The organism is Caulobacter sp. GW821-FHT10E02 (genome assembly GCF_059415225.1).
In genome coordinates this window covers 122,154-138,628 of sequence record NZ_JBWKMV010000006.1, presented here as the reverse complement: position 1 = coordinate 138,628, position 16,475 = coordinate 122,154, and the positions used below count along the sequence as shown (strand labels likewise).

The window sequence follows — 16,475 nt, the reverse complement described above, 5'->3', positions numbered from 1 at the left end:
CCTTGCGTCGCGGCGATGAACCCGCACGGCACGAAAGGGGAGAAGGGCCGATGGCTGATGTTTTGAAGGCGGCGTTGATGTGCCTCGCCATAGGCCTTGGCGCAGGGGGACCCGTCCGCGCCGCGGAAGCCTCGCCGCCGCCCCGGGTCATCGCGCCGCTGGTTCAGGGCGACGAGCCGATCGTCGTCACGACCCACCAGATCAGGGCCGCCGGCGGCCCGCTGACCTACGAGGCGCGCGCCGGGAGACTGCCGATCCGCAGCCAGGAAACCGGCGAGGTTCGCGGCTATGTCTTCTTCGTGGCCTATGTCGTCAGGAGCCAGGGCGCGCCGCGTCCGCTGACCTTCGCCTGGAACGGCGGGCCGCTGGTGGCCTCCAGCATCATCCACATGGAAGGCATGGGCCCCAGGATCCGTGGCCAGGCCAAGGGGGAGATGGTCGACAACCCCGACACCCTGCTGGCCACGTCAGACCTGGTGTTCATGGATCCGGTGGAAACCGGCTTCAGCCGGCCCGCCAAGCCCGAGTTCGCGCCGGAGTTCATGAACCTGCAGGGCGACGTGGCGGCCACGGCGGAGTTCATCCGCGCCTATCGCGCCCGATTTGGCGCGGGCGCCCAACCGCTGATGATCGCCGGCGAAAGCTATGGCGTGTTCAGGGCCGCCGCCCTGGCCGATTATATGAGCGAGCGGGGCGGCAAGATCGCCGGGACGATCCTGATCTCGGGCGACATCCCAAACATCCCCCAATCGACCGGCTTCTATAACGCCATGCACGTGCCGGCGCGCACGGCCGCGGCCCTGTTTCACAAGCGCCTTGCTCCCGACCTGGCGGCCGATCCGCAAGGGGCGATGACGGCGGCCATCGCCTGGGCGCGCGACGTCTATTGGCCTGCGCTCGACAAGGTCGACACGCTGGACGACGCCCAAAGGACCGCGATCGCAGACACCCTGGCGCGCTTCACCGGCGTCCGGCCCGACCAGATCGATCGCACGACCCTGGTGGTCTACGCCGAACGCTATCAGCGCCTCCTTTTCGACGGGGACGGCACGAAGGTCCTGTCGGACGAGGATATGCGCCTGCTGCTGGGCGATCCGGGACAGGGCTATGGCACGCCCGACGCGATAGACCCCTATCTGCGCGGCGAGCTCGGCTACGCGACCGACCTCACCTACAGCGGTTATGAAAAGGGCTACACGCCGACCCCAGGCCCGCTGGCGCGCGGCCCCGGCGAGCAGTTCCTCTACAATCAGCCGGGCATGACCGACGAGATCCGCCGCCTGACCAAGAAGCACGGCGAGGTCACCTACATCGCCCAGGCCAATCCGCCGTGGATCGTCAATGCGATGCGCCGGGACAAGGCCATGGGCGTCTACGTCGCCACCGCCCGCTACGACCTGCTCAACATGTGTGAGGGCGACGTGATCGCCACGGCGACCCTGCCGCCGGACCTGTCGAGCCGCATCACCAATCGCTGCTACCAGGCCGGTCACGTCATTTTCCGCGACGCCGACGCCAGGCGGCGCTTGTTGGCCGATCTGGCCGTCTTCGTGCGGCGGGCCGCCGGGAGCCAGGCGGCAGCCGCCCGTCCGTGATTTGAGCTGATCGCCGCCTCGCCCGCCTTTGACGACGGGCAAGGCCGGTGGCGCGCGCGACGACGACGCCCTGATCGTGTCGCTCCCGCCGCGCCTTGAACCAAGGAAGGATTTTTGAGCGTGGGTCCACGGTTGGACAACAAACAGGCCGGCTTGGCCGCATCACCTCTTGGCGGCGCCGACAGACGTTCGCTGACCATCGTCAACGCCGCGACCTTGGAGCGGTTGATCTCGATGGAGCAGGCCATCGGCCTGATCGATGCGGCCATGCGCTCGCTGTCGGCGGGCGAGATCTCCGCGCCGGCGCGGTGGGCCATGCCCGTCGGCGTGGACGGCAAGCTTGTCCTGATGCCGGGCGCCGCGCCTGGCGACGGGCCCTTCGCGCTGAAGGCGCTCAGCCTGTTCGACGCCGAGGCGCGGGGCGATCGTCCCGGCCATCAGGGCGTGGCGGTTCTTTTCGACGGCCGCACGGGGCAGCCCCTGCTGATGGCCGACGCGGCCGCCGTTACGGCCCTTCGCACCGCCGCGGCGACAGCGGTCGCGACGCGAGCGCTGGCGCGGCCCGACGCCAGATCCCTGGCCTTGCTGGGCTGCGGAGAGCAGGCGCGCTGGCACGCCCAGGCGCTGCGCCTGGTGCGCGACATTCGCGAGGTGCGGCTTTGGGGGCGCGACCGCGCCCGCGCCGAACGCTTCGCCGACCTCAACTTGAGCGGATTCGAGCGGGTCCATCTGCTCGACGATCCGCGCGAGGCCATGCGCGCCGACATCGTCTGCACCCTGACCCATGCTCACGAGCCCTTCCTGCGCGGCGACTGGCTGGAGCCGGGACAGCATCTCAATCTGGTCGGCGCCAGCACCGTCTATTCGCGCGAGGTCGACGATCGGGCGGTGGCGCGCGGCACGTTCGTGGTCGACTGCCGAGCCCACGCGCTGTCCCAAGCCGGGGAGCTGCTGCACGCGATCGCCGCGGGCGTGGCCACCGAAAACGACATTCACGCCGAGATCGGTGAAGTTCTGGCGGGCCGTCGGCCAGGGCGGCAGGGTCCGGCTCAGATCACGATCTACAAATCCCTGGGGCATGTCGTGCAGGACCTGGCGGTGATGGCCGCGGCCGAGGAACGCACGCGCAGCGATCGATCGGCCCTTCGCGTCGACTGGTGACTCAAAGCACAGCCAAAAAGGAGGATCCTGACATGGACGCCGACCGGTCCGCCCTGTTTCGCATCGTTCCGCTTTGCTTGCTGATCGCGGTCTTCGAAGGCATGGACATCCAGTCGATGGGCGTGGCCGCGCCCAGCATGGCTCCGGCCCTGGGCCTTGGTCCTTGGCGCATGGGCGTGCTGATGAGCGCCAGCACCCTGGGCATGCTGATCGGCGCGGCCCTGGGCGGGCGGCTGGCCGACCGGGCGGGGCGCAAGGCGCTCCTGGTGGCTTCGATGGCGGTGCTGGGATTGTGCTCGCTGGCGACGACGGCGACGTCGAGCTTCCCCCTGCTTGCCGTGATCCGCCTGTTGGTCGGACTTGGCCTGGGCGGCGCCTTTCCCAACCTCATCGGGATGATCTCCGACGGCGCGCCCGCCCGATGGCGCGTGACGTTGCTGGGTGTTGTCTATTGCGGAATTCCGCTGGGCGGGATGCTCGCGGCGATCGTGGCGCGCCTGGTCCTGGCGACCGACTGGCGTCTGGTGTTCGTGGCCGGAGCCCTAGGACCCCTTCTGCTCGCGCCGCTCCTGGCCGTGCTGCTGCCGCGCGACCCGACCGCGCGCGGGACGGGGCAGGAAGCCGAGCGAGGAGGGCTATTGGGCGTGCGAAGGGGTGTCACCCTGCGCCTTTGGACCGCCTACTTCTTCACCCTGTTTGCGATCTATCTGCTGCTCAACTGGCTGCCCTCGCTGCTGGTCGCTCGAGGTTTTGGCAAGGCGCAGGCGGCCGACAGCTCGATCCTGCTCAATCTGGGCGCGGTGATCGGCAGCGTCGTGCTGGGCCAACTGGCCGATCGCGCGCGCGCCTCTCAGGTCTTGCTCTACACCTATGCCGGCATGATCGTCGCTCTGGTCGGGCTGGCCTTTTCGACTGGAGCCTCCTTCTGGGTGGCGATCTTCCTGGCGGGCTTCTTCGTGATCGGCGGCCAGCTCATTCTCTACGCCGCCGCGCCACCGATCTATCCGCCAGCCGTGCGCGGGGCCGGCGTCGGAGCCGCCGTGGCGGCGGGGCGCGCCGGTTCGATCGCCGGGCCGCTGTTGGCGGGCAGCATCCTTGGCGCGGGCTTCGGCGCCGGCGCGGTCGTCGCGACCGCCTTGCCAGGGTTGCTGCTGGCGTTTCTGGCCATGTCGGGCGTGCGCGCTGTGCGAGCGGACGCAGATGAGGGCTGACCCACGACGCCGATCACACGGTCGCGGGATCCAGGATGGACAAATAGAACCAGGTCGGTAATTTACAAACGAGTGTTGAAGCGCACCCTAACGTCAAGTTGATCGACCGTTTTGTGGGAATGCAAGACACGGGCGTCTGCGCCGCCAACCCTCAAGCGTCGGGGTGGAGCATGTTGGAAACCTGTCCGGCTGACGGATCGCTGCGCTATCGCCCCGCGACCAGGCGGCCCGTGCGGGGGCTGGTCTTGCTCCTCCATGGCGTGGGCTGGACGCCCGGACATATGGCGCCTCTGGCCCAGGGCGTCGCGCGGTCCTTGTCCGATGTCGCCGTGACCGCGGCCACGGGTTTTGCCCCATACGACCGGGGGCGCGAAGGCCGCCAATGGTTCAGCACCATCGGCATCACCGCGGAAAATCGCCAGCAGCGAATTGACGCCGTCCTGCCCGGGGTCCAGGCCCTGTGGGAGAGCGAGGCGGCCGGCCTGGGCCTTTGTCCACGCCAAGTCGCGATCGTGGGATTTAGCCAGGGCGCGATCTTGGCCACCCACCTGGCGGTGTGGTCGGCGCGGCCGCCCGCCGCCGTCGTCGCCCTGGGCGGCCGTCTGGCGCGTGCGCCGTCCGTGGCGCGCGCCGAGCGACCGCGGGTCCTGCTCAGCCATGGGGCGGAGGACAGGACCATACCGCTGTCGGACATGGAGAGCACGGCGGCCGAGCTGCGCGCGGCCGGTTGCCAGGTGCACACCCAGACGGTTCTTGGCCACGGACACGACATCCATTCCGAGCAGGTCCGCCGCGCCATCGAGCATCTCGACGCCTGTCTTGGCCCTTTGGAGGTTTAATCCGATTTCTCGACCGACCTTGTTCGATTTGCAGAAAGGATTGTACTAAAATCAGGTGATCCTAAGCGTTCGTTCGTGACGCCAGGGCAGACGCGGCGGCCGCGAACGCCTTCCATCGCCGCGCGCTTGTCGCCGGCGGCGGGAACGAGGCCAGAGGCGGGGTCGCGATCGGGAAAAGCGCTCTAGGACGGGCGTCGGAAACAAAAACGGGCCGACCGGCAAGGGCGAGCCCGAGGGGAGGGGACGAGTGTATCAAAGGATCATCCTGGCGTTCGACGGCAGCCATGAGGCCCGGACGGCGCTGCGGGAAGGGGCCCTGCTGGCCCGGCGTTACGACTCCACGGTCTGGCTGCTCTGCGTCCTGCCCGACAACGCCGCGATCTCCATGGCCGAGGGCATCCAGCCCGGCGCGGCCGAGCATGCCCTGGCCGCCGGCGATGCGATGGTCGAGGAGGGTCTGGCCAAGTTGCGGGGCTTGGGGCTCAAGGCCTCCGGCCACGTCGCTCGAGGCGATCCGGCCCCGACGATCAGCGCCTTCGTCCAGGAGGTCGGCGCCGACCTGGTCGTGGTCGGACACCGGCGCCGCAGCTTCCTGGAGCGCTGGTGGTCGGGGCCGTCGGGCGCCTACATCGTCGACAACACCGACTGCAGTCTTCTGGTCGCCCGCAAGCCCATCAGCGATGCGGAGTTCGCCGCCGAACTCGCGCGCTGTACCCCAGGGGTTTCCACGCAGTAGTCTCAAAGCAAGCTTGGTTCGCTAAGTCGCACGACGAGAGACCCATGGCCGATCCCGACCCCATCGCCAAGGCCGCCCTGACCGTCATGGACGCCATGCTCGATGCGGTCGTGGCGATCGATCCGCACGGTGTCGTCCTGGCGTGGAACATGGCCGCGACCCAGATCTTCGGGTGGTCGCCCGAGGAGGCGCTGGGACGGCCGCTTGAGGGCCTGATCGTTCCGCCCCAGCACCGGGCCGCTCACGGCGAGGGTCTTCGCGTCTTCCAGGAGACGGGTCTGGCGCGCGTGCTCAATCGGCGCATCGAGATCAGCGCCGTGGACAAGGGGGGACGGGAGTTTCCGGTCGAGCTGTCGATCATCGCCACGCCCGGCGGTCCGGCGGCCTTCATCGGCTTCCTGCGCGACATCAGCGACCGTCGTCGATCCCAGGAGCGCCTGGTGCTCAGCGAGGAGTCGCTGCGACTGACCACCCAGGCCGCCGAGATCGGCACCTGGGACCTGGACCTGCTGACCGACACCCTGACCTGGTCGGATCGGACGAAAGCCATGTTCGGGATTTCGCCGAACGTGCCCTGCTCGTTGGACGACTTCTATGGCGGCCTGCATCCCGATGACCGCGCCGCCACCAGTGAGGCCTTCGACCGGGCGCTCGACCCGGACCAGCGGGCGACCTACGACGTTCAGTACCGCACCATCGGCAAGGAAGACGGCGTCGTTCGCTGGGTGGCGGCCAAGGGCAAGGGTCTGTTCGACGACCAGGGCCGATGCGTGCGCGCCGTGGGCACCGCCATCGACATCACCGCCGACAAACTTGCCCAGGCCCGCCACGCCTTCATGCTTGAACTGAGCGATGTGCTGCGCGGCGCCGAAACCGACATCGCTCTGCGCGAAGCCAGCGCCCTGATGGGCCGGTTCTTCGGGGTTTCGCGGGTCGGCTACGGCCAGCTCGATCCGGTCGAGGACGTGTTCGACTATTCCATCTGCTGGACGGACGGCACGGTGCCGCCGCTCCTGGGCCGCTTTCCGGCTCACGCCTTCGGCCGCAAGATCGTCGCCAAGCTGGGCGTGGGCCAGACCGTGGTGGTCGAGGATCTGTTCACCGCCGACATCAGCGACGAGGCCGAAACGCGGGCCACGGCCTCGAGCGTCGACACCCGGGCCATCCTGGTGGTGCCGTTCCTGCGGGCCGGCCGGCTGCACACCATCGTCTATCTGAACGACCGGCCGGCCCGGCGCTGGCGCGCCGATGAAATCGCCTTCATGGAGGAGGTGGCCGAGCGCACCCGCCAGGTCATCGAGCGCGGCGAGGCGGAAGCGGCGCTGCACGCCTTGAACGCCACGCTGGAGGCGCGGGTCGAGGCGCGGACCCGGGAACTGCGAACGACCGAGGAGGCGCTTCGCCAATCTCAGAAGATGGAGGCGATCGGCCAGCTGACGGGCGGCATCGCCCATGACTTCAACAACCTCCTGCAGGGCATCACCGGCAGTTTGGACCTGATGCAACGGCGTCTGAGCGAGGGGCGGACGGCAGATCTGGAACGCTATCTGGTCGGGGCGACGGCCTCGGCCAGCCGCGCCGCGGCTCTGACCCACCGGCTGCTGGCCTTTTCGCGCCGCCAGCCGCTCGACCCGCGCTTGGTGCGAGCCAATCCACTGATCGCCTCCATGGAGGAGCTGCTACGCCGCACGCTGGGGGAGTCGATCGCGCTGACCCTTCGCCTGCCCGATGACCTCTGGCCGACGCGCTGCGATCCCAACCAACTGGAAAGCGCGGTTTTGAACCTGGCGATCAATGCGCGAGACGCCATGCCCGACGGCGGTCGGCTGACGATCGAGACCCGAAACGTCGACCTGAGCAGTGTCTTTGGCGATCTGCCGCAGGACCAGGGTCAGTACGTGTGCATCAGCGTCAGCGACACCGGCGTGGGCATGAGCCGGGAGATCATCGCCCGGGCCTTCGAGCCGTTTTTCACCACCAAGCCGACAGGGCAGGGGACGGGTCTTGGGCTGTCGATGATCTATGGGTTCGCGCGCCAGTCGCAGGGCTACGCCAAGATCGACAGCGAGCCGGGCAAGGGCGCGACCGTCAAGCTCTACCTGCCCCGGGACGAAGGTCCGGGCGACGACCTCGACCCGACGGTCGCCTTGGTCGAGCCGGCCGTCGCCCGTGACGGCGAGACCGTGCTGGTGGTCGAGGACGAGCCCGTGGTTCGGGGCTTGGTTGCCGAGGTGCTGAGCGACTTGGGCTATCAGGTCCTGGAAGCCGATGACGGCCCCTCGGGCCTGGAGATCATCCAGTCCAGCCGTCGTCTGGACCTGCTGATCACCGATATTGGCCTGCCTGGCTTGAACGGCCGTCAGATCGCCGACGCCGCGCGCGTGCTTCGGCCTGGCCTGAAGGTGATGTTCATGACCGGCTACGCCGAAAACGCCGCCGGGTCGGACGGCTTCCTGGAAGCCGGCATGGCGATGATCACCAAGCCCTTCTCCGTGGAGGCCCTGGTCGCGCGGATCCGCGACCTGACGGAAGCCGGCTAGTCGGTCTCGACCGGGATCGTTGTGCTCGGTTCGGTCACGAGATCGTCGAGCTTGTGAAACACCCGGACGCCTTGCCCGCAGTTCAGGATCGCCGAGCTTGATCCGAGCCACAGCACGTCCACGCCCACGCAACCTTTGTCCACTTTGCTCTCGGGCGAGACCCGAAGGCCGGTGTGATAGGCGGCGGGCCAGGCGACACGATGGTTGACCAGGCGCCAGCCGGACTTGAACAAGCCTCCCGCGCCCCACAGGCTGATGAAGAGGGTGCCGGACAGGGCGACGCCCAGCACGACATAGAGCGAGACCAGACGCTCCTGCCGCGCTTCCGCGATCAGCTCCTCGACGCTTTGACGCCGATGCGAGCCGGGAGCGAGCTTTTCGCCAAGGCGCGCAAAGGCCCATTTGAATGCGCTCAGAACAATCAGCACCCCCACGAAGGTCATGGCAAACTTGGGGAAGAGCGAGAACCCGCCCATGATGACATCGTTCGTGCTGGCGATCCTGAAATAGCTCGCCCGCCAGGCCGCCCAGAACAGGAACCCGTTCCAAAGCGCGCTGATGGCGAAAACGCCGGCGGTCGCTACGCTGCAGAAATAGAGGGCTCGGACAATTGGCGTGTCGGTGTTCGACAAGGCGACGCCTTTCAAGCTTCGACGCTGACCAGCACAGCGGCGGCAGGCGCATGGGGCATGGCCCGTCACATGTCAACTAGAGTGACGGATCAAAGAATATAAGGCCGTATCGTGAGTAAAAGTGAAGATTGAGTTTAGAAAGGTGCGCGCATTGAAAGGTGTAAATTGATTTATTGCTCGCTGACCGGCTGGGGAATATTTGCGTCTTTCGACGGCCCGATGAGCGCGTTCTCGATTGCGGCATAGAGAAGCTCGACGGACAACGGTTTGGCCACATGACCGTCCATCCCCGCCATGAGATAGCTTTCGGCCTGATGCTGTAGCGCATCGGCCGTGATCGCCAGGATCGGCGTCTTGCGGCGCCCCTCTTGGTCTTCGATGGCCCGGATCGCCTTGGTGGCGGCCAAGCCATCCATAATCGGCATCTGTATATCCATCAGGACGATATCGACCATGTGGTCGCGAAAGAGAGAGACCGCCTCCTGGCCGTCCCGGGCCAGTATCAGTTCCGCTTCGAGCGGCGCCAACAGCGCCTGCAGGACGAGACGGTTCGTGGCGTTGTCCTCCGCGGCCAGGATGCGCAGCCCCTTCGAAACGGCCGGTTCTGGCGAGGCGATCTCCCTGGCCGCTTCCCTAGCGGGCGGCCGCGCGAGCGGCAGCCGCAAGGTGAAGGTGGAGCCCTGACCCTCGGTGCTTTCAACGCTGATGTCGCCTCCCATAAGAGCGGCCAAACGCCGGGAGATCGCCAAACCAAGGCCCGTGCCGCCAAATCGCCGGGTGCTGGAGTTATCGAGCTGGGTGAAAGCGTTGAAGAGTTCGCCCAGGCGTTCGCGCGCGATGCCGGGGCCATCGTCGCGGACCCGGACGACCAGGCCGTCGTCCAGGGCTTGGGCATCCATCTGGACGGCGCCGAGATCGGTGAATTTAACAGCGTTGGAAACCAGGTTGAGAAGGATCTGGCGAATACGGCCCTCGTCGCCGATCCAAGAGCCGCCCGCGTCGCCAGCGCGCCAATCGAGCCTTATGCCCTTGCCCTGGGCCACGGCCTCATAGGTCCGGCAGACCTCCGACAGCAATGGCGCCAGCTCGAAGGGCGCATCCATGATCTCCAGCCGGCCGGCCTCGATCTTGGAAAGATCCAGGGCGCTGTTGAGGATGCTCAGGAGCCCCTTGCCCGATTGCAAAATGACGTCGACGCGATCGTGCTGGGGCGGAGGGAGATCGTCGCGCGCCATGACTTGGGCCATGCCCATAATTCCGTTCAAGGGCGTGCGGATTTCGTGGCTGATATTGGCGATGAACTCGCTTTTCGCGACGCTGGCGGCGCGGGCGTCGTCCCGCGCGACGGTGAGCGCGTGCAAGGTCTCATGCAGCGCGTCTTCCTGAGCGGAAAGATCGCGGAGCATACGCGCGATGCACATGCCCAAGAGCGTGAAAACCAAGGCCATGACAAGCCCGGCGATGATCGCGGGTTCGGCGAGCTTGCGCAGCGCGTCGGCGCCGGGCTGGCTTGGCGTCCAGACGAGCGCCCCCAGACCGCGTCCGTCCGGATCGATCAGCGGCACAACGCCGGGCCCCGAGGTGAGCGACGGGTCGCGTCGGAACCCCAGGTCCGGCACGCCGATGTCCTGAGAGAGCTGGGCGAGGAGTTGTCGGTCCAGAAGCCAGCCGGTCACCACCACGCTCGCCGCTTGCGGATCGCGCATCAGGCCGTTGCGCGGCAAGATCGCCGCTACCGCGAGGAAATAGACACGTCCGTCCGGGGCCACGATGATTGAACGCTGCGCCGCGGCCTTCGCTCGGCGCCCGCCCTGCGACGCATAGAGATCACGTTGCTTGAGTTCGCTTCTTTGCACCGAGCGAACGGTCGACAGGATCGACGCCTCGAGATCTTCCTCTTGGCCGAGGGCGACCCGCTCGCCGTCCCGGGCCGCATACTGGAGGCGACCACGGCCATCGAAGAGCAGCGTGACGTCGTGGTCGAAGGAGAGGTGGTAGTACTCGGTCAGCTTCTCGTCGACCCAGTCGGGATCGATCGAACCCTTGGTCTTGAAATAGGCCTCGTCCCAGGCCGTCACCGAAACCGTCTCTTCGTGCAGGCGCGCGAGGTTCCTGTCGACCTTGCGATCGACCAGCAAGGTCTCCTGGCGCGCCTCGGCCTGGTTCAGGTCCGCCCAGATATAGGCGAACAAGGCGACCGCTCCGGCGATCACCAAGCCGACGGCCAGCAGCCCCAGCTGCAGGATGTCCCATCGTGTCTTCTGCGGTGTTTGCCGGCGCATGGATGACCTCTCGGGCACCTGCTAACCGTGTCGCGTACAGAGAGGAGTTAATGTCCATGCGAACGCGACCTTAGGTCGCACGACGTCGTCGCGTGGATTTGTCCGTGACTATCAAATAAAATCCGCATGAACTTTAGATAAGGTGAGACACCTATATCAAATGATAACAGTGTCTTACTGGATAGGAGCAAAAAAATAAGGATCAAATGCATCGCGCGGGCAAGCAATGGCGGCCGACGCCCATCCAGTGAAATGCGCCTCGGTCGCGAGGTTTGCGGCCCGCCATGACCTGAAACTCTCGATCCTCGACGCGCAAACCCTGGAACGGTAGGGTGCTTTCGTGAAGTGATATCCTGTTGGGCTTGGAAATGGTCAAGACAGTCCCGCGATGGGCGCTCTGGTCTTCCGCAATGATGCTAATTGCAGCATTCGTCGCGATGACATTTTGTGGCGCGTTAGGTGCGGGCGTGTTCAAGGCTTGGCGTCCAGAGTCCTTGGGGCTCGATCCTTGGCAATACTTCACAATGCTCAGGAAGTTTGGCGTCTGGGCCTTCTGCATCGCTGTGCTCAATGCCGCTGTGCTTTGGCCCAATCGGCATCGGCTCTGAGGCGGTCGCAGGATTTAGAGTCGGAAACTCAGTACACTGACGGTCAATATATTTGACGTCTAACATATCTTATCGGAAACTGGTACAATTGGTGGACTAGCCAGCCTCTTAGATTGGCAAGGCATACCGTTGGACCTGGATGATGTTCGACCCATCAGCCGCGAGCGACACCTCAAGCACCTGATTGACCAGGTCGGGCTCGGCGGTCAGCGTTTGCAGCGCGATCTCGAAAAGCTCGCGCTGCAAATCCAGGTCCATGCCGACCGGACCATTCAGGCAGATCAGGCCCGCATGGAGGTCGGTCTTGCTATATTCGCCCTTCGTCCCCGGAGCCGAGGCTGGACCACGAAAATCGTAGGCGTTCTTGGTCACGAAGGTCCAGTCACCCTCCAGGATAATGGGAAGGAGCTCCCAGTCCTTGGCGCCGCCCTTGCCGATCCACCGTACGTGCATTGTGGCCTCATGGCCTTGCTCGATGGCGTCGTGAGCCAGCCGGTCGCTCAAACACTCGTCGATCAGGAACTTCATGACCGCGGGCGACGGGCGACCGTGTGCGTCGAGATCAACTTGTGGCCGGAACGAAGGCTCGCGGGCTTGCGCGGACGGCCCCGCAGAGGATTGGCTTCGGCGTAGAGCCGGGCCAATTCTATCCGCTCCTCGTCGAGGTCGTAGGCTTTCTGGACCTCGTCTACCGACTTGCCCGCCGACAGGCTCGCGGCGATGTCGTGCACCGGGATCCGCGTGCCCTTGAGGACCGGGGCGCCGCCGAGGATCTCGGGATCCTGCACGACGGCTTGGCGGGCATGATCCAACTGATCGCGGCGATGGTCGGTCTGGCTGACGAACGATCCAAAATCAAAGATAAGGTAGTGGTGCTTGATTGGCAGATGGAGTTCGCGAAGCGGCGTCTTGATAAGATTGTGGATGACGTCGGTTCGCGCCTCGGCGGTCAACACCGGCGCGGTGTGGAAATAGAACCGCACGAAAGCGCAGGCGTCCGATCGCAGCCAGCGTCCGCCGTCGGTCCGATAATATGTCTTGGGCAGGATATGCTCGTCGATCATTCGGTTGACGTCGCGCACGCTGACCTCGGCGACGACGGCCGCCTCGGACGGCGTCAACATGTCGTGGGCGGCGGTCGCCAAGGCGGTCTCTCCAATTCTTCCGAACGATCGGAAGATATATAGTCAACACTGACAACTTATGAAAGCTCCGCACGCCAAGCCGCACGGGCCCGGTCGCCGTCTCTGGTCAGCTTGATCTCGCCAAAGGCCTACAGGCGGGCGGCGATCGCCATGTTGTCGGCATAGCCGCGCGGGCCCCCTATTCCGGGTCCCGCGGACCGGTCAACGGGCTCAACTCGCTCAGCCACTTCGGCATCATTTTCTCGATGGAGTCGAACGCATGGCTGAACAACGCCATGGATGCGGCGGTGATATGCGCCGCTGAGTTTCCAATTGGGCTGGGCCTGACATCCCGTCCGAACGTCGTGCGGTACTGATCATGGTCGGTGTGCGTGTAGAGCCCAGAGACCCCACCGTAGTTGGGATGCGCCGCTTCGCTGAAGGTGTCGTAGGCGCGGCGAACGCCTGGGATCGCTTTATCCAACCGGTCGATAAGGCTTAGGACATTGACCGCTTGAGGAAAGTCGGCCTCGCTTCTGAACCCCATCATCATTGGCGTCAGCATGTCGTTGAGGGCGTTGGAGGTGTGAACAGCTCGCCCCTCCAAAAGTTTGCTCAGTCGCCAGAGCATCGCGGTGTTTTCGATGATCGAACGCGCCAAGGTGATGCCAACCGCCCGGTCGGAGCGATCCAGAGCGTCGCAGAGAGTCCGGGCCATCTCCTCTGTGCGCCATGCCAGAGCGCCACGAATGACCAACGCCTTGTAGGGCGCTTTGGACCAGACGCCGATTTCCGCGACATCGACAATCCGTGGGAGCCTCGCGCGAAGTTTCGCCGTTCGCTCGCGGATAGTTGCGATGTCCTCGGCCAGCTGCTCCGCGTCGCTCAGATCGGCCATGTCGCCTCGCGAAAGCTCCGTTTCAAGGAGGGTAAGCGGCTAAGCCAGACATTGCTAACGCCCTATCCGGTGGACGACGACGAATTGCGTTCGGCAGGGCCTGAACGCCGCGAAGACGCCACGATCTAGGGAGCTTGCTGCACCGCAACATTCTGACGATGGCCGCGTTGGTCATCGTCGCCCCCGGAGGGATCCCTGATGCGCCTGCCCCTGATCGCGCCCGCAGACCTGACGCCCGAACAGAAGCCTCTATACGACGACATGAGACAGGGGATCGCCGGTCACTTCAACGCCTTCAAGGTCGAGCGCGAGGACGGCGCGCTGATGGGGCCTTGGAACCCCTGGCTGCACGAGCCGGCGATCGGCAAGGCGATCTGGGACTTCACCCTGGCCATGACCGCCAACGCCGTCCTGCCCGACAACGTCCGCCAGATCGCCATCCTGGTGGTGGGAGCTCGCTACGACGCGGCCTACGAGATCTACGCCCACATCGCCGTGGCCGAAAAGGAAGGCATGCCGGCCGAGCGCCTGGCCACCCTGGTCGCCGACCTCAAGCCCAATGACCTGGCCAAGGACGAGAGCGTGGCTTTCGACGTCGCTTATGCGCTCAGCCGCGGCGGCGTGCTGCCCGAGCCGCTGTACGCTCTGGCGATCAAGACCTTCGGCCAGCACGGGACCAACGAACTGATCTATCTGGTCGGCCTCTACGCCTTGGTCTCGGTGACGCTGAACGGCTTCAACGTGCCGGTCCCCGAGCGTGAATAGCCGCGCCCAGAAGGCGGTCGCCGCGCCGGAAAAGCCCAAGCCCAACGCCACCGCCTTCGAGAGCGTGGCCCTCCTGTTGCAGGGCGGCGGCGCGCTGGGCGCCTATCAGGCCGGGGTCTATGAGGCCCTGCTGGAGGCCAATGTCGAGCCGACCTGGATCGCCGGCATCTCGATCGGCGCGATCAACAGCGCCATCATCGCCGGCAACGCCCGAGAAAACCGCGTGGCCCGGCTGCGCGAGTTCTGGGAGACCGTCAGCGCCCCTCGTGACGGCGGCCTGTCCAGCTTCTGGTCGGACATGTTGAACGGAGACGCCGCGCGTGGCTGGGTCAATCAGCTGGCGGCCGGCGAGATCATGGCCAAGGGCGTGCCGGGCTTCTTCACCCCTCGCGTGCCGCCGCCCTTCCTGATGCCCGCCGGCGTCGGCGGGGCGACCAGTTGGTACGACACCGCGGCGCTGCGCCTCACTCTAGAGCGACTGGTCGACTTCGACCGCATCAACGCCAAGACCGTACGCTTCAGCGTCGGCGCCGTGAACGTGCGCACCGGCAACTTCGCCTATTTCGACAACGAGACCGACGTCATCGGCCCCGAGCACATCATGGCCAGCGGCGCCCTGCCCCCGGCCTTCCAGGCGATCGAGATCGACGGCGAGTTCTACTGGGACGGCGGCATGGTCTCCAACACCCCGCTGGACTGGGTGCTGTCGGCGCGGTCGGACCTGGACACCCTTATCTTCCAGGTCGACCTGTGGAGCGCCCAGGGCGTGCTGCCGCGCGACCTGTCGGAGGTGGCGGTGCGGATGAAGGAGGTGCAGTTCTCCAGCCGCACCCGCGCGGCGACCGACAGCTTCAAGAAGCTGCAGAGGATGCGCGCCACGTTCAACGAACTGCTGGCCCAGATGCCGCCCGAACTGGCCGCCACGCCACAGGCGCGGCTGCTGGCCGAGGCTTCCGATCCCGCCGTCTACAACATCGTGCAGTTGGTCTATCGCTCGGCCACTTACGAGGGCCAGTCCAAGGACTACGAGTTCTCGCGCCGGACCATGGAAGAGCATTGGGCGGCCGGTCGCCGCGACGCCCTGACCACCCTGTCTCACCCCGAAGTGCTGACCCCGCCCACGGCGGCCCACTCGGTCCAGACCTTTGACTTCACCGCCCCCGCGCCCTCCCCCGCCAAGGATCGATCATGAGCACGTCCAACAGCCTGCAAGACAAGGTCGCGGTCATCACCGGCGCCGCCAGCGGCATCGGCAAGGACATCGCCAAGGAGTTCCTGGCCAATGGGGCAAAGGTGGCCATCGCCGACCTCAACATCGAAGCGGCCAACGCCACGGCGCTGGAGTTCGACCCTACCGGCGAGCGCGCCTTCGGCGTGTCGATGGACGTCACCGACGAAGACCAGGTCAACGCCGGCATCGAAGCGGTGGCCAAGAAGTTCGGCGGGATCGACATTCTGGTCTCCAACGCCGGCATCCAGATCGTCGGTCCGATCGAGACCTACAAGTTCTCCGACTGGAAGAAGTTGCTGGCCATCCACCTGGACGGCGCCTTCCTGACCACCCGGGCTTGTCTGCAGCACATGTACGCCCAAGGGCGCGGCGGCAGCGTGATCTACATGGGCTCGGTGCATTCCAAGGAGGCTTCGGTGCTGAAGGCCCCCTATGTCACCGCCAAGCACGGGCTGGAAGGCCTGGCCAAGGTGGTGGCCAAGGAAGGCGCCAAGCACGGCGTGCGCGCCAATGTCATCTGCCCCGGCTTCGTTCGCACGCCGCTGGTCGAGAAGCAGATCCCCGAACAGGCCAAGGAGCTGGGCATCAGCGAGGAAGACGTCATCAAGACGGTGATGCTGAAGGACACCGTCGACGGCGAATTCACGACCGTGGACGACGTGGCGCGCACCGCGGTGTTCCTGGCCAGCTTCCCGACAAACGCCCTGACCGGCCAATCGATCGTCGTCAGCCACGGCTGGTTCATGCAGTGAGATGCGGCTTGGCCGGTTGGGGCCCCTTCGCGTTCCTTGCGCGGCTCCACGCTTCAGGTGGTCGCGCCCGCAGCGCACAACCGGTCAGCTGAACGTTCGGG

15 protein-coding genes are annotated in these 16,475 nt (G+C 65.9%); 9 read left to right on the top strand and 6 right to left on the bottom strand.

Annotated elements, in window-relative coordinates; all coding sequences use genetic code 11:
* The first annotated feature begins 50 nt into the window (after positions 1–50).
* From AC07NI_RS25325 to AC07NI_RS25300, 6 genes are all read left to right on the top strand, one after another.
* On the top strand, positions 51–1,595 hold the full coding sequence (locus tag AC07NI_RS25325) for a S10 family serine carboxypeptidase-like protein (protein ID WP_494624320.1): 1,545 nt from the start codon (positions 51–53) through the stop codon (positions 1,593–1,595).
* A gap of 153 nt (positions 1,596–1,748) precedes the next feature.
* On the top strand, positions 1,749–2,756 hold the full coding sequence (locus AC07NI_RS25320) for an ornithine cyclodeaminase family protein (protein ID WP_494624319.1): 1,008 nt from the start codon (positions 1,749–1,751) through the stop codon (positions 2,754–2,756).
* Positions 2,757–2,788: 32 nt separating this feature from the next.
* Complete coding sequence (locus AC07NI_RS25315) at positions 2,789–3,967, top strand: MFS transporter (RefSeq protein ID WP_494624317.1); 1,179 nt, start codon at positions 2,789–2,791, stop codon at positions 3,965–3,967.
* 119 nt (positions 3,968–4,086) lie between these two features.
* Entirely contained in the window at positions 4,087–4,806 is a 720-nt protein-coding gene (locus tag AC07NI_RS25310; RefSeq protein ID WP_494624579.1) for an alpha/beta hydrolase, read from the top strand.
* Between the two features lie 247 nt (positions 4,807–5,053).
* Positions 5,054–5,542, top strand: coding sequence for a universal stress protein (locus tag AC07NI_RS25305; RefSeq protein WP_494624315.1), 489 nt, complete (start codon positions 5,054–5,056; stop codon positions 5,540–5,542).
* A gap of 44 nt (positions 5,543–5,586) precedes the next feature.
* Positions 5,587–8,082, top strand: a complete 2,496-nt coding sequence (locus tag AC07NI_RS25300) for a PAS domain S-box protein (protein WP_494624313.1) — start codon at positions 5,587–5,589, stop codon at positions 8,080–8,082.
* Here the strand turns inward: AC07NI_RS25300 and AC07NI_RS25295 are convergent.
* The 6 genes from AC07NI_RS25295 to AC07NI_RS25270 form a co-directional block, all read right to left on the bottom strand.
* Entirely contained in the window at positions 8,079–8,714 is a 636-nt protein-coding gene (locus tag AC07NI_RS25295; RefSeq protein ID WP_494624311.1) for a hypothetical protein, read from the bottom strand. The genes AC07NI_RS25300 and AC07NI_RS25295 overlap by 4 nt on opposite strands.
* 170 nt (positions 8,715–8,884) lie before the next feature.
* Entirely contained in the window at positions 8,885–10,996 is a 2,112-nt protein-coding gene (locus AC07NI_RS25290) for a hybrid sensor histidine kinase/response regulator (RefSeq protein ID WP_494624309.1), read from the bottom strand.
* A gap of 202 nt (positions 10,997–11,198) precedes the next feature.
* Positions 11,199–11,555, bottom strand: a complete 357-nt coding sequence (locus AC07NI_RS25285; protein ID WP_494624307.1) for a hypothetical protein — start codon at positions 11,553–11,555, stop codon at positions 11,199–11,201.
* Positions 11,556–11,712: 157 nt separating this feature from the next.
* The gene (locus AC07NI_RS25280) at positions 11,713–12,132 is read right to left on the bottom strand and encodes a DUF5615 family PIN-like protein (RefSeq protein ID WP_494624305.1); all 420 of its coding nucleotides are present in this window, start codon (positions 12,130–12,132) and stop codon (positions 11,713–11,715) included.
* A complete protein-coding gene (locus AC07NI_RS25275) occupies positions 12,129–12,749 on the bottom strand; it encodes a DUF433 domain-containing protein (RefSeq protein ID WP_494624304.1) in 621 nt (206 codons plus the stop codon). The genes AC07NI_RS25280 and AC07NI_RS25275 overlap by 4 nt, the downstream gene beginning before the upstream one ends.
* Positions 12,750–12,927: 178 nt before the next feature.
* Positions 12,928–13,626: a hypothetical protein gene (locus AC07NI_RS25270; protein ID WP_494624302.1), complete on the bottom strand. Its 699-nt coding sequence runs from the start codon at positions 13,624–13,626 to the stop codon at positions 12,928–12,930.
* Positions 13,627–13,824: 198 nt separating this feature from the next.
* On the opposite strand from AC07NI_RS25270, the gene AC07NI_RS25265 reads away from it, so the two are divergent.
* Genes AC07NI_RS25265 through AC07NI_RS25255 form a run of 3 tightly spaced genes read left to right on the top strand, consistent with a single transcriptional unit; the run spans position 13,825 to position 16,374 of the window.
* On the top strand, positions 13,825–14,391 hold the full coding sequence (locus AC07NI_RS25265; RefSeq protein ID WP_494624300.1) for a carboxymuconolactone decarboxylase family protein: 567 nt from the start codon (positions 13,825–13,827) through the stop codon (positions 14,389–14,391).
* Positions 14,384–15,583: a patatin-like phospholipase family protein gene (locus tag AC07NI_RS25260; RefSeq protein WP_494624298.1), complete on the top strand. Its 1,200-nt coding sequence runs from the start codon at positions 14,384–14,386 to the stop codon at positions 15,581–15,583. The genes AC07NI_RS25265 and AC07NI_RS25260 overlap by 8 nt, the downstream gene beginning before the upstream one ends.
* Positions 15,580–16,374: a 3-hydroxybutyrate dehydrogenase gene (locus AC07NI_RS25255; RefSeq protein WP_494624296.1), complete on the top strand. Its 795-nt coding sequence runs from the start codon at positions 15,580–15,582 to the stop codon at positions 16,372–16,374. The genes AC07NI_RS25260 and AC07NI_RS25255 overlap by 4 nt, the downstream gene beginning before the upstream one ends.
* The last annotated feature ends 101 nt before the right edge of the window (positions 16,375–16,475 follow it).